General features: G+C 66.9%; 15 protein-coding genes. 5 read left to right on the top strand and 10 right to left on the bottom strand.

Annotated elements, in window-relative coordinates:
- Positions 1-6 precede the first annotated feature (6 nt).
- The 8 genes from ACXYX3_RS22435 to ACXYX3_RS22400 form a co-directional block, all read right to left on the bottom strand.
- Positions 7-441: a nuclear transport factor 2 family protein gene (locus ACXYX3_RS22435; protein WP_458609067.1), complete on the bottom strand. Its 435-nt coding sequence runs from the start codon at positions 439-441 to the stop codon at positions 7-9.
- Positions 442-447: 6 nt separating this feature from the next.
- The gene (locus ACXYX3_RS22430; RefSeq protein ID WP_221351469.1) at positions 448-1,581 is read right to left on the bottom strand and encodes an NDMA-dependent alcohol dehydrogenase; all 1,134 of its coding nucleotides are present in this window, start codon (positions 1,579-1,581) and stop codon (positions 448-450) included.
- Between the two features lie 93 nt (positions 1,582-1,674).
- Positions 1,675-2,214: a nuclear transport factor 2-like protein gene (locus ACXYX3_RS22425; RefSeq protein WP_458609066.1), complete on the bottom strand. Its 540-nt coding sequence runs from the start codon at positions 2,212-2,214 to the stop codon at positions 1,675-1,677.
- Positions 2,215-2,216: 2 nt separating this feature from the next.
- On the bottom strand, positions 2,217-2,426 hold the full coding sequence (locus ACXYX3_RS22420; protein ID WP_241203517.1) for a ferredoxin: 210 nt from the start codon (positions 2,424-2,426) through the stop codon (positions 2,217-2,219).
- Positions 2,426-3,784 (bottom strand): cytochrome P450, encoded by a 1,359-nt coding sequence (locus tag ACXYX3_RS22415; protein ID WP_241203516.1) that lies wholly within the window; start codon positions 3,782-3,784, stop codon positions 2,426-2,428. The genes ACXYX3_RS22420 and ACXYX3_RS22415 overlap by 1 nt, the downstream gene beginning before the upstream one ends.
- Positions 3,781-4,602 carry an SDR family oxidoreductase gene (locus tag ACXYX3_RS22410; protein ID WP_458609065.1) on the bottom strand — a complete coding sequence of 274 codons (822 nt, stop codon included), beginning with the start codon at positions 4,600-4,602 and terminating at the stop codon, positions 3,781-3,783. Before ACXYX3_RS22410 ends, ACXYX3_RS22415 begins: the two co-directional genes overlap by 4 nt.
- Positions 4,602-5,810 (bottom strand): cytochrome P450, encoded by a 1,209-nt coding sequence (locus ACXYX3_RS22405; RefSeq protein ID WP_458609064.1) that lies wholly within the window; start codon positions 5,808-5,810, stop codon positions 4,602-4,604. Before ACXYX3_RS22405 ends, ACXYX3_RS22410 begins: the two co-directional genes overlap by 1 nt.
- Positions 5,807-6,403, bottom strand: coding sequence for a TetR family transcriptional regulator (locus tag ACXYX3_RS22400; RefSeq protein ID WP_241203513.1), 597 nt, complete (start codon positions 6,401-6,403; stop codon positions 5,807-5,809). Before ACXYX3_RS22400 ends, ACXYX3_RS22405 begins: the two co-directional genes overlap by 4 nt.
- A gap of 173 nt (positions 6,404-6,576) precedes the next feature.
- Here ACXYX3_RS22400 and ACXYX3_RS22395 point away from each other — a divergent pair, with 173 nt between their 5' ends.
- Genes ACXYX3_RS22395 through ACXYX3_RS22375 form a run of 5 tightly spaced genes read left to right on the top strand, consistent with a single transcriptional unit; the run spans position 6,577 to position 11,340 of the window.
- The gene (locus ACXYX3_RS22395) at positions 6,577-8,046 is read left to right on the top strand and encodes an aldehyde dehydrogenase (RefSeq protein ID WP_458609063.1); all 1,470 of its coding nucleotides are present in this window, start codon (positions 6,577-6,579) and stop codon (positions 8,044-8,046) included.
- Between the two features lie 10 nt (positions 8,047-8,056).
- A complete protein-coding gene (locus tag ACXYX3_RS22390) occupies positions 8,057-8,821 on the top strand; it encodes an SDR family oxidoreductase (RefSeq protein ID WP_241203511.1) in 765 nt (254 codons plus the stop codon).
- Positions 8,818-9,678: an NAD(P)-dependent oxidoreductase gene (locus ACXYX3_RS22385; RefSeq protein WP_458609062.1), complete on the top strand. Its 861-nt coding sequence runs from the start codon at positions 8,818-8,820 to the stop codon at positions 9,676-9,678. Before ACXYX3_RS22390 ends, ACXYX3_RS22385 begins: the two co-directional genes overlap by 4 nt.
- 5 nt (positions 9,679-9,683) lie before the next feature.
- Positions 9,684-10,124 (top strand): carboxymuconolactone decarboxylase family protein, encoded by a 441-nt coding sequence (locus ACXYX3_RS22380; protein WP_241203509.1) that lies wholly within the window; start codon positions 9,684-9,686, stop codon positions 10,122-10,124.
- Positions 10,114-11,340: a hypothetical protein gene (locus tag ACXYX3_RS22375; protein ID WP_458609061.1), complete on the top strand. Its 1,227-nt coding sequence runs from the start codon at positions 10,114-10,116 to the stop codon at positions 11,338-11,340. Before ACXYX3_RS22380 ends, ACXYX3_RS22375 begins: the two co-directional genes overlap by 11 nt.
- On the opposite strand, the gene ACXYX3_RS22370 is transcribed toward ACXYX3_RS22375, so the two are convergent.
- Both ACXYX3_RS22370 and ACXYX3_RS22365 read right to left on the bottom strand, forming a co-directional pair.
- Complete coding sequence (locus tag ACXYX3_RS22370; protein WP_241203507.1) at positions 11,279-11,926, bottom strand: TetR/AcrR family transcriptional regulator; 648 nt, start codon at positions 11,924-11,926, stop codon at positions 11,279-11,281. The two genes, ACXYX3_RS22375 and ACXYX3_RS22370, sit on opposite strands and share 62 nt — an antisense overlap.
- Positions 11,927-11,966: 40 nt before the next feature.
- Positions 11,967-13,223 (bottom strand): cytochrome P450, encoded by a 1,257-nt coding sequence (locus tag ACXYX3_RS22365; RefSeq protein WP_458609060.1) that lies wholly within the window; start codon positions 13,221-13,223, stop codon positions 11,967-11,969.
- Positions 13,224-13,277 lie beyond the last annotated feature (54 nt).

The raw sequence follows: 13,277 nt of genomic DNA, 5'->3' as shown, positions 1-13,277 counted from the left end.
GACAGCTCAGCGCTGATGCGTGCTTCCCGCCTCGGTGAACGTCATCGCGTCCATGTTCCAGTACCCGCGCAGGTTGGTGATCAGACCCGCGTCGTCCACCCGATAGGTGAACGCACCACGGACCGTCGCGACGAATCCGTTCGGAAACGTCGTCTCCAACACCAGGATGTAGGCGATCTCCGTCGGACTGCTCGACGGGAACGTCTCCTCGCAGGTGATGCGGAGCCGGTTCGGCCCGATGTTCGTGTCGAAGAAGGCCGACACGGCCTCCTTGCCGCGCACACCGGTGCCGTCGGGATTGGTGACGGCCTCGCCGATCGGATCCTCGATCACGATGTCGTCGCTCATCAGCGCCAACCAACCCTCGCGGTCGCCGCTCTGCACGCAACGCCACGACGCCTGCGATGCGGCGACCACCGGTGCCAACGCTGCCTCGGTCACCGCGGTCTACCGATCGGCGTCGGTGTAGCGGATCACGCCGCGGATGTTCCTGCCCTCGAGCATGTCCCGGTACCCGTCGTTGATCTGCTCGAGCTTGTACTGGCGGGTCACCATGTCGTCGAGATTCAGCCTGCCCGCCTTGTACATCGACAGCAGCTGCGGGATGTCGAAGTGCGGGTTGCCGCCGCCGAAGATGGTGCCCTGCAGGTTCTTCTGCAGCAGGGTCAGCATCGACAGGTTCAGCGTGACGTCGGAGCTCGCCATGTTGGCGACCGCGGTGACGACGCAGGTACCGCCCTTGGCGGTGATGTTGAGGTAGTTGTCGATCTCCTCACCCTTGAGCTCGCCGGTGGTGATGATCGTCTTCGACGCCATCCGCCCCTGGGTGGTCTCGGCGACGCCCATCATCGCGGCGCCGATGTCGGGGTAGGCGTGCGTGGCGCCGAACTTGAGCGCCTGGTCGCGCTTCCACTCGACCGGGTCGATCGCGAAGATGTTGCGTGCGCCCGCGTTCAGCGCGCCCTGCAGCGCGCCCATGCCGACGCCACCGATACCGGCGATCACCACGTCGTCGCCCGGGCGAACGTTGGCGCTGCGCACCGCCGAGCCGTACCCGGTGGTGACGCCGCAGCCGACGAGGCAGGCCACCTCGAACGGGATCGACGGGTCGATCTTCACCACCGAGCTCTTGTGGACGACCATGTACGGGCTGAAGGTGCCCAGCAGCGTCATCGGAATGACCGGTGTGCCGTCCTTGACCGCGTGGATGCGGTGCGTGTTGTCCGAGACCGCGGTGCCCTGCAGCAGCATCGCGCCCAGGTCGCAGAGGTTGCGCATCCCGGCCTGACATGACGGGCAGGAGCCGCAGGAGGGGATGAACGACAGCACGACGTGGTCACCAGGCTCGAGGCCCTCGACGCCGGGCCCGACCTCGGTGACGATGCCGGCGCCCTCGTGTCCGCCGAGCACCGGGAAGCCCGCCATCGGGATGTCACCGGTGACCAGGTGATGGTCCGAGTGGCACATGCCCGAGGCTTCCATCTGGATCTTGACCTCGTCCTTGACGGGGTCGCCGATCTCGATCTCCTCGATCGACCAGGGCTGGTTGAACTCCCAGATCAGGGCGCCTTTGGTCTTCATATCTCCTGCTTTCGACGAGTGCTCGCACAATCCAGACTAGAGGCTCTAGTTAGCCACATCACACCACCCCCAAGCAACTGCTTGGTGGTGCGCTCACCAGATCGGGACGGGAGCTTCACCGATCGGGTAGTAGCCGGGCAGTTTCTCGCCGGCCAGCGAGCGTTCGATGCGCTTCTGCATGGTCGGGGTCAGGTCGCCGGATTCGATGAGCTTCATGAAGGCCTTCTGCACGTGGCCGAAGTCGAAGAAGTCCCGCTGCCACTCGATCAGCAACTGGTCGTTCAGCCGGAACCAGCTGCCGCCGATGCCGTAGATCTCGTCGCTGCTGCCGTCGCTCTTGTGGGCGATCTGCTTCCAGAAGCCGACGATCTCGTTCTGTTTGTCGTCGATGAGCACCTTCTGGTACTCGTACACCCAGTTCTCCAGGCCTTCCATCTCCAGACCCAGTGCCACATCGCGGATCTCGCTCTTGTTGACGCACATGACGTCTTCTTTGGGCCCGATGTTCCAGCCGTAGGTCGCGTCCTCGGTGTAGAACTCGGCCAGCGGCTTCCAGTCGCCCGCGGCTTCGGCGGCACGGTTGGCGTCCAGCCAGCGTTGCACCCAGTCTTCCAGTTGTTCGCGGGACGCCATCGTCACTCCTTCGTGTCGGTGAGGGAAAGGGCTCGGGTAGGGCACATCTCGACGGCGAGCTCGACCGCCTCGCGCAGCTCGTCGGGGGGTTCTGCATCGAGGATCTCGACCGCGCCGCGCTTGGGCACCCGAAACACGTCGGGCGCCTCCAGTTCGCACATGGCGTGCCCCTGGCAGAGGTCCTCGTCGAGTTCGACGCGATAGGACCCCATCAGGGCCTCACCCGCCTGCGGTAGCGCACCTTCGCCGGCTGGGCCAGCTGCACCACCATCTTCGAGTGGTCGTTGCGGTAGGTCTCCGGCGGCTGCGCCATCTCGAACTCGTACTCGCGCAGCAAGACCGAGAAGATCGCCTTGATCTGCATCTGTGCGAACGCGGCCCCCACGCAACGATGTTTGCCCGCGCCGAAGGGAATCCACGTCCACCGGTTGACGAGATCTTCCTGGCGGGGCTTCTGGTAGCGGTCGGGGTCGAAGGTGTCGGGATTCGGGAAGTCCTCGGGGATTCGGTTCGAGATGGCCGGCGAGGCGGCCACCATCTGCCCGGTGTGGATCGGGCGCCCCGCCACCTCGAACTCGTCCTGCGCGACGCGCATCAGGATGATCAGCGGCGGATGCAGGCGCAGCGTCTCCTTGAGGGAGTTGTCCAGCTTCGGGATCTGGCGCAGCGCATGGAAACTCACTTCTTGGCCGTCGGCGTAGAGCTCGTCGAGCTCGGTCTGCACCTGGGCGTACACCTGCGGGTTGCGTAGCAGTTCGATCAGGGTCCACGATGACGTGCCCGAGCTGGTGTGATGCCCGGCGAACATCAGCGAGATGAACATGCCGGTGACCTCGTTGGCGGTGAACCGCGGATTGCCCTGGTCGTCTTTGATCGAGACCAGCACGTCGAGCAGGTCTCGGTCCTCTTTGCCCTTCGGCGGGTCGGCGATCCGCCCGTTCATGATCTCCTGTACCAGCGCAACGAGTTTCACGCGCGACTCGTCGCGGATACGGAAGCTGTCGATGTCGAGGTACGGGTCGACGTAGCAGAGAGGATCGGTTCCGCGCTCGAGCTGGTGGTAGTACTCGGCGAAGCGCGAGTCCAGCTGGTTGCGGAACTTCAGACCGATCAGGCACGCCGTCGACGTGTAGATGGTCAACTCCGAGAAGAAGTCGAGCAGCTCGATCTCCCCTTCGTCGCCCCAGTTCTCGATCATCCGGCGGACTTCGTTCTCGATCGTCGCGGCGTGGCCCTTCATCTGCTCGCCACGCAGCGCGGTGTTGTGCAGCATCTCCGCACGCCGTTCCGGATCGGCGTCGAACACCACGCCCTCACCGAAGATCGGCGTCATGAACGGGTAGGCCTCGGCCTGGTTGAGCTCGCTGTCGCTGGACCGGAAGAAGAATTCGTTGGCCTCGGCGCCCGAGAGCATGACGACCTGCTTGCCCGCGAGCTGGAACCATCCGACGTCACCGCACTCGTCGCGCAGGCGCTGCATCAAACCGATCGGGTCGGTGCGGAACTCCTCGAGGTGGCCGTGTTCTTCCTCGCCTCCCGACACGCGGGGAACCGCCGTCGTCGTGGTCATGTGAGGTTCTCCTCGTTCAGCGTCAGCCGCTGGCGACTCGTGGTCTGGGTCAGCGGCGCTTCGGGCTGCAGCTCCATGTTCGCGATGAAGCCGCCGCGTGGTGTCTCGGCGACGAACGTGATGGCGCGTGCGAGATCGGCTGCGCGCAGGAAGTAATCGTGGCGGGCCTGGCCCCATTTGGCCCAGTCCTCCAGAGCCGGCCCGATCAGCTCGGCGGGCAGGCTCCAGCCCATGCCCGTCTTCGTGGGTCCGGGATGCACGATCGACGCGCGCACTCCGGTGCCCTCGAGTTCCATCTGGTAATTGGTGACCATCGCGACCAGCGCCGCCTTTGCCGCACCGTACGCGCCCATGTGAGGGCGTTGCCGCAGTGCCACATCGGATCCCACGAAGATGAGATCGCCGCGTTGCCGCTCCAGCATGCCCGGCAGCACGGCGGTGGCCACCCGGTTGGCGCCGATCAGGTGGATCTGGATCTGCGATTCGAACTGCTCGGTGCTGATCGAGTCGAGCTTGCCGAAGTAGGTGTCGCCGGCACCGGCCACCAGTACCTCGATGTCGCCGAGCTCGGCGGTGGTCTGCTCGACGCAGGCCTTCACCGAGTCGGGATCGGTCACGTCGAGGTGTACCGCGATCGCCTCACCGCCGTCGGCGCGGATCTGTCCGACGATCTCCTCGAGCTTCTCGACCCGGCGGGCGCCGAGCGCCACGGGGAAACCGCGCGATGCCAGCTGGACGGCCGTGGCGGCGCCGATACCGGAGGACGCACCGGCGACGAGCGCCGGTCTGCGGTCGGGCAGTGGTTCGAAACGGGGCATCAGCGCACTTTCACGTCGATGGGCAGGTGAGCGAACCCGCGCACGTTGCTCGAGTGGACACGGACGGCGTTGTCCTCGTCGACCTCGAACCCGCGGATTCTGGTGAACAGTTCGGTCAGCGCGACGCGCGCCTCCATGCGCGCCAGGTGGGCACCGAGGCAGAAGTGTGCGCCGCTACCGAAACTCATGAGTTTGGAGCCGATCTCGCGACCGATGACGAAGTCGTCGGGCCGGTCGAACACGCGCTCGTCACGGTGCGCCGAGCCGGGGAGCAGCAGCACGATGTCGCCGTCGGGAATCGCGGTGTCGTAGAGCGTGAGCTCCCCGGCGACGGTGCGGGCCAGGATCTGGCTGGACGTGTCGTAGCGCAGTGTCTCTTCGACCCACGGGGCCACCCTGCTCAGATCGTCGTAGACGGGGGCGAGCTGATCGGGGTTGCGGTGGCCCCAGAAGGCCGCGTTGGCAAGGAGTTTGGTGGTGGTCTCGTTGCCGGCGATCACCATCAGGAACATGAACCCGAGGATCTCGTCGTCGGTCAGGCGATCCCCGTCGATCTCGGCCTCCAGGAGCGCGGAGGTGAGGTCGTCGGTGAGCTGCGACCGTCGTCGGGCGACCATGTCCTGGTAGTAGACGATGAGGTTCAGCGATGCCTCGACCGCCGCGGGCGGCACGTCCGTCACGCCCTCGTCGCGGTGCATCACACCGTCGGCCCATGACCGCACTTGCGCGCGGTCGGCCTCGGGTACGCCCATCAGCTCGGAGATCACGTCCATCGGCAGCTTGCCGGCGAACTCGTCGACGTAGTCGACCGTCTCCCCGCCGGCGGCCTTCTCCAGCATCGTGTCCAGGTGCCGGACCGCGATCTCGGTGACGCGGGGTTCGAGTTCGCGAATCCGGCGCGGTGTGAAGCCTTTCGAGACCAGGGTGCGCAGCCGCAGATGAGCGGGATCGTCCATGGCGAGGAACGACATGGTCTTCGACGCGTGCGGACCGCGCGACGCCGGGTCCAGCGAGACGCCGAACTTGTTGGACAGTGACGAGCTGTTACGGAAACCGGTCAGCACATCCTGGTGGCGTGACAGCGCCCAGAATCCCAGCTCCTCGTTGCGGTACAGCGGTGCCTCGTCGCGCAGGCGCTGGTAGTACGGGTACGGATCTTCGTGGAAGGCGTAGTCGTAGGGGTCGAGCAGGATCTCACTGACAGTCATTGGTCGTCTCCGACGATGAGGCCCACCACGTAGCTGAGGCGGTCGGCGATCTGGTGGTAGGTGAAGGCGCCGCTGCCCGCATTGACCAGCGCGCCGAAGAACGTCATCTCCAGCGCGGCCAATGTGCGTGGATCGGCGTCCGGGCCGACGGCGGAGCGGATGCGACGGTGGATCTCGGCGCCGATCCGGTCCCGCACGGTCAGCACCGCCGGGTCGCCGCCCGACAGCAGCGCCGTGGTGCAGGCCGCCGCCACCTCGGGCTCGTCGGCGACCGTCAACGCCAGGGCGCGCAACGTCTTCTCGACCCGGTCGGCGGTGCTGTCGTTGACATCGGTGAAGTACTCGACCTGACGGACCAGATCGAGGTAGATCTCCGCGATCAGGTGGTTCTTCGACGAGAAGTAGGTGTAGGCGGTGGCCGGAGCCACCTTCGCGCGCGCGGCGACCGCGCGCACGGTCAACTCCGCATACGACGACTCCCGCAACATCACCAGGCCCGCGTCGAGCACCTTGCGAAAGGTCTCCTCCTGTCGCCGGTTGCGCCGGGAGGCCCGGTCCGCGCCGGAGATCGCGGTGACGGCATCGCTGGACACATGTCCAACGTATCGGAATTCCGCCCCGGCAGGCAAGCCTTCGGTGAAAAGACCTGACAGAGAGCATGTTCGGTCGATACGTCGGCACGTCCTTGCCTGCCGACGGCCGCGGCGCTATGGTGCCTCGAAGGGCGATGTCAGACAGTTGTCCAGAAATCAGACAGGGAGTGCGGATGGGAATCTCGGCCGATCGCGAGAGCGCGTTGCTGATCGACGGCAAGCTCGTCGCCGGCAGCGGTGGCGTGTTCCCGACCATCAACCCCGCCACCGAAGAGGTCCTCGGGATGGCGGCCGACGCGGGCGCCGATGACATGAGCGCCGCGATCGGTGCGGCTCGGCGCGCGTTCGACGAGACCGGCTGGTCTACGGACGTCGAGCTGCGGGTGCGGTGTCTGCGGCAACTGCAGCAGGCCATGCGCGACAACATCGACGAGCTGCGCGAACTGACGATCGCCGAGGTCGGTGCGCCGCGGATGCTGACGGCGGCCGCCCAGCTCGAGGGACCCGTCGAGGACCTCAGCTTCTGCGCCGACACCGCCGAGTCCTACTCCTGGACAACCGATCTGGGAATCGCCGCACCGATGGGAATCAAGACCCGGCGCACCATCGCCCGCGAGGCCGTCGGCGTCGTCGGCGCGATCACACCGTGGAACTTCCCCCACCAGATCAACCTGGCCAAGGTGGGCCCGGCGCTGGCCGCGGGAAACACGTTGGTGCTCAAGCCCGCTCCCGACACTCCTTGGGCCGCGGCGATCCTCGGCGAACTGATCACCGAGCACACCGACTTCCCGGCCGGGGTCGTCAACATCGTGACCTCCAGTGACCACGGGGTCGGCGCGCTGCTGTCCCGCGATTCCCGGGTGGACATGGTGTCGTTCACCGGTTCCACCGCGACCGGGCGCGCTGTGATGTCCGACAGCGCCGCCACCCTGAAGAAGGTGTTCCTCGAACTCGGCGGCAAGTCGGCGTTTCTCGTCCTCGATGATGCCGACCTGGCCGGGGCGTGCTCGATGGCGGCGTTCACCGCGTCGATGCATGCCGGCCAGGGATGCGCGATCACCACTCGGTTGGTCGTTCCCCGCGACCGGTACGACGAGGCGGTCGAGGCGGCAGCCGCCACCATGGGTGGTCTCAAACCCGGCGACCCGACCAAGAAGAGCACGATCTGCGGCCCGGTGATCTCCGAGCGTCAACGCGACCGAGTGCAGGGCTATCTCGACAAAGCGGTCGCCGAGGGTGGCCGATTCGCCTGCGGCGGGGGACGTCCCGCCGATCGGGACGTCGGCTACTTCATCGAACCGACGGTGATCGCCGGCCTGGACAACACCGCGACGGTGGCGCGCGAGGAGATCTTCGGCCCGGTGCTGACCGTCATCGCCCACGACGGCGACGACGACGCCGTGCGCATCGCCAACGATTCGCCCTACGGGTTGTCGGGCACGGTCTTCTCCGCCGACGAGGACCGCGCGGCCGCGGTCGCCGCCCGGATGCGCGTCGGCACGGTCAACGTCAACGGCGGGGTCTGGTATTCGGCCGACATGCCGTTCGGCGGATACAAGCAATCCGGAATCGGCCGGGAGATGGGGCTCGCCGGTTTCGAGGAGTACCTCGAGATCAAAGCCATTGCGACAGCGGCGAACTAAGGAGACGTGCATGGGACTCTACGGAGATCAGTTCCAGGACAAGGTGGCCATCGTCACCGGCGCCGGCGGCGGCATCGGGCAGGCCTATGCCGAGGCGCTCGCCCGGGAGGGCGCGGCCGTCGTCGTCGCCGACATCAACAGCGAGGGCGCTCAGAAGGTCGCCGACGGGATCACCGGCGAGGGAGGCACCGCGCTGGCCGTGCGCGTCGACGTCTCCGACCCCGAGTCCGCCAAAGAGATGGCAGCACAGACCCTCTCGGAGTTCGGTGGGATCGATTACCTGGTCAACAACGCGGCGATCTTCGGCGGCATGAAGCTGGACTTCCTCGTCACCGTCGACCCGGAGTACTACCGCAAGTTCATGAGCGTGAACCTCGACGGCGCGCTGTGGTGCACCCGCGCGGTGTACCGAAAGATGGCCAAGCGCGGTGGCGGGGCGATCGTCAACCAGTCGTCGACGGCCGCATGGCTGTACGCGAACTTCTACGGACTGGCCAAAGTCGGCATCAACGGGCTGACCCAGCAGCTGTCCCGCGAGCTGGGTGGCCAGAACATCCGCATCAACGCGATCGCACCCGGGCCCATCGACACCGAGGCCAACCGCACCACCACCCCGCAGGAGATGGTCGCCGACATCGTCAAGAACATCCCGCTGTCCCGGATGGGTCAGCCCGACGACCTCGTCGGAATGTGCCTGTTCCTGTTGTCGGATCAGGCGAAGTGGATCACGGGGCAGATCTTCAACGTCGACGGCGGACAGATCATCCGCTCATGACCGAGCCGCGGCTGGGCTACATCGGGCTGGGTAACCAGGGTGCCCCGATGGCGAAGCGACTGGTCGGCTGGCCGGGTGGGCTGATCGTTTTCGACGTGCGGACCGACGCCATGACGCCGTTGGCCGAAGCCGGTGCTTCCCTGGCCGATCGCGTGGCGGACGTCGCTGCCGCCGACGTCATCAGCGTCACCGTCCTGACCGACGCGCAGGTGCGCGACGTCGTCGCCGAACTCGCCGACCACGCCCGCCCCGGCACCGTGATCGCGATCCACTCGACCATCGAGCCCGACACCGCGCCCGAGCTCGCAGAGAAGGTGAAAGACAGGGGCATTCACATCGTCGACGCCCCGGTCAGCGGCGGGGCGGGCGCCGCCGACAAAGGCGAGCTGGCCGTCATGGTCGGTGCCGACGACGACGCCTACGACATCGTCAAACCGGTGTTCAAGCAGTGGGCCTCGATGGTGGTCCGCGCCGGTGAACCCGGTGCGGGCACGCGGATGAAAGTCGCCCGCAACATGCTGACCTTCGTCGGCTTCGCGGCTGCGTTCGAAGCGCAGAGGCTGGCGGAAGCAGCAGGCATTGATCTGCAGAAGCTGGGCCGGGTCGTCCGCCACAGCGACGCACAGAGCGGCGGCCCCGGCGCGATCATGGTGCGCGACGACCTCGGGCCGCTGGCCCCCGACCATTGGCTCCACCAGATGTTCAGTCACACCCGGGGGCTAGCCGACAAGGATCTGCGGCTGGCGCTGAAGATGGGTGAGGCGGTCGGCGTGGAGCTGCCGCTGGCGCAGATCGCCCTGCGCGACATGGCTGCGGGACTCGGCTTGTCCCGTCTGAACCCGACTGAACAGGAGTGAGCGACATGGACGAGCTGCGCCGCAGGGGCCTGGAGAAGATGAACGAGGTCTACGGCTGGGAGATGCCCGACATGCCGGGCGACTACTTCGCTCTGACCGCGGATCACCTGTTCGGCACGATCTGGTCGCGGCCGGGTCTGTCGATGCGCGACAAGCGCATCATGACGCTGACCGTGGTGACCGCGCTGGGGATCACCGATTTGGCCGAGATCCAGACGAATGCGGCGCTGGCCAACGACGAGCTCAGCGAAGACGAGCTCAAGGAGATGGCGATCTTCCTGACGCACTATCTCGGCTTTCCGCTGGGCTCCAAGTTCGACGGCGTGGTGACCAAGGTGGCCAAGCAGCGTCGCAAGGCCGCGCAGGCCGGCGGCGGCGAGGACAAGAAGGCCAACATGGATGCGGCATTGCAGATGCACTCCGGGAGTACCTCGCATGAGCAGTAGGTACGCCCATCTCACCCGCGAGCAGCTCGCCGTCCTCGTGCCCGAGCTGCTGCTCATCGGGCAGATGATCGACCGCTCCGGAATGGCCTGGTGCATCAGCAATTTCGGGCGCGAAGCCATGCTCGAGATCGCCATCGAGGAGTGGATGGGCGCGAGCCCCATCTACACCCGCCGGATGCAGAAGGCGCTGCGTTACGAGGGCACCGACGTCATCACGATCTTCAAAGGTCTGCAGCTCGACATCGGCGCTCCACCGCAGTTCATGGACTTCCGGTACACCGTGCACGATCGCTGGCACGGCGAGTTCCACCTCGACCACTGCGGAGCGCTGCTCGACGTCGAGCCGATGGGGGGGGACTACGTGCGCGGCATGTGCCACGACATCGAAGACCCCACCTTCGACGCGACCGCGGTTGCGACCAACCGCAGGGCGCAGATCCGCCCCATCCACCGGCCGCCACGGACGCCCGCCGACCGTCACCCGCACTGCGCGTGGACCGTGACCATCGACGACTCCCACCCCGAGGTCGCCGACCATCCGGTGCTCGAGGTGATCGCGGGCACGCACGCGGCGCGCACCGAACTCGACCCGATCGACCCCGCCGACGCGGGGAGCAGTGATTACTCTGGAAACCTGTTGTCGGACTTCGACTTCGGCGCGTTCTCTCATTCGGCGCTGGTGCGGATCGCTGACGAGGTCTGTCTGCAGATGCACCTGCTGAACCTCTCGTTCGTGATCGCGGTGGGTGCGCGCGCAGGCGCCGATCAGGCACTGGCCACCGAGATCTGCACCAAACAGCTCACCGGGGTCGCCGGACTGGCCGCCGAGCGCATCCACCGCGCGCTGGAGCTGCCTGCCGGCATCGATGGCGCCGTGGAGATGCTGCGTCTGCACCCGATGCTCAACCCGACCGCGTACGTGCAGGCCGACTTCGGACCGGATTCGGTAGAAGTTCGGCGCTCGCCGGCGCATGAGGACGGCGCATGGGTGTCGCTCGTCCATCCCGACGAGCGTCGCCCGCTGCAGGCCGCGGTCGCCGCGGTCGATCCTCACCTCGACGTGGAGGTGGCCGGTGCCCGCTCCGACTGGACCGCACGGGTGGTGCGTCGCGACACGCCGGCCCGCGAGCTCGGCGAGGTGGCGGTGGTCAAGATCAGTGGGGGAGCTTCTTTCGAGTTCCAGCCGAGGCGGTCGCTGCCGCTGACGGTGGTGTAGCGCTCAGCGCGCCGCCCACCCACCGGCGCAGATAGCTGCGCAGCGCCGCGCCGCGTCGCGGGGGGCGGCCCGGGTCGATCACGAACGACTGGATGACCCGCAGCAGGTGCTCGGCGAGTTCGTCGAGATCGTCGTCGCGGTAGCCGTGGGCGGCCCAGTCGACGTCGAGCCTGCCGATCATGTCGCGACCGAACTGCAGTGCGACGTCCGAGGTCACCGATTCGGCGTGGGTCGTGCCGCCCGGAACGAGCAGCAACCCGATGTACTTCTCCCGCGGCAACCACTCCAGCGCGGTGGCGACCGCTTCGGTGACTGCCTCGGCCGGGCCGGAGATGCCGGCGACGTGCACGGCCAGCCGCTGGAGGAATCCGTCGACGGCGCGGACCGCGGCCGCCACCAGCAGCGCCTCGGTGCTGGGGAAGTACCGGTACACCGTCTGCCGGGTCACCCCGACGGAGCGGGCGACGTCGGAGATGGAGAACTCGGCCCCGTGGTCCTCGATGGCCTTGCCCGCCGCGGCCAGGATGCGCCCGATGGCCTCCTCGTCGGAGGCCGGTTTGGCTCCTGACCAACCGTGGGTGCGCACGATGGCACCTTAGTCATGCTGAGGCCGGGTCGAGCGGTCGTCAGCGATACGCGACGCGCAACTCCTTCACGCCGTTGATCCACCCCGACCGCAGGCGTTGCGGTTCGGCCACCTTGGTGATGTCCGGAATCTGTTCGGCGATCTGCTCGAAGATGAGCTTGATCTCCATGCGGGCCAGGTTGGCGCCGATGCAGTAGTGGGCGCCGTTGCCGCCGAACGACAGGTGCGGATTCGGGTCGCGGAGGATGTCGAACTCGAAGGGCCGATCGAAGACCTCCTCGTCGAAGTTCGCCGAGCTGTAGAACAACCCCACCCGCTGGCCCTCGCGGATCAGCGTGCCGCCGACCTCCACGTCCTCGGTCGCGGTGCGTTGGAAGCAGTGCACCGGCGTGGCCCAGCGGATGATCTCGTCGACCGCTGTCTGTGGGCGGTCGCGAGTGAACAGCTCCCACTGGTCGGGGTGTTCGAGGAACGCGTTCATGCCGTGGGTCATCGCGTTGCGGGTGGTCTCGTTGCCTGCCACCGCCAGCAGGATGACGAAGAACGCGAACTCGACGTCGGACATGCTGTCGCCGTCCTCACTCAGCGCGTCGGCCTGGACGAGCCGGGTGACGATGTCGTCTGCGGGGCTGGGGGCACCTCCCGCTTGCGGGGGACGCCGCCGCTCCTCGGCCATCGTGTACGCATAGCCCATCAGCTCGGCGTTGGCCGCGACGTGATCGGTCTGGAAATCCGGGTCGTCGGTGTTCATGATCGCGTTGGTCCACTCGAACAACTTCTCCCGGTCCGCTTCGGGCACGCCGATGAGGTCGGCGATCGCCTGCAGCGGCAACGACATGGCGATGTCGTGGACGAAGTCGCCGCTGCCCTTGGCGGCGGCGGTGGCGACGATCTCGCGGGCGGCCGCGGCGAGCTTGTCCTCCAGTGTGGCGATGGCCCGCGGCGTGAACAGGCGCGAGACGATCTTGCGCAGCCGGGTGTGCTCCGGCGCGTCGTGGTTGATCAGCAGCGCCTTGGTCAGCTCCAGCTGATCGGCGGTCACGCCCTCGGGTAGCCGCATCACAGCGCCTTTGCGGTTGGTCGACCACAGCGTCCCGTCGCGGGAGATCGCCTTGATGTCGGCGTGGCGGGTGATCACCCAGTACCCGCCGTCGCCGAACACCGACTCGGCCTGCTCGTTCCACCACACCGGCGCGGTCTTGCGCAGTTCGGTGAACTCACGCACCGGCATGCCGTTGACCAGGACATCCGGGTCGGTGAAGTCGTAGCCGGTCGGCAGGAAAGGGCAGCTGGTCATGGTGGCCTCCGAGGTGTGACGTGCGGCACTCCCGTGCGACCATACACCTGATCG

The organism is Mycobacterium sp. Panama NTM2 (assembly GCF_054355555.1).
Note: the sequence above shows the minus strand (reverse complement) of the source record. Positions and strands in the feature narration are given on the sequence as shown.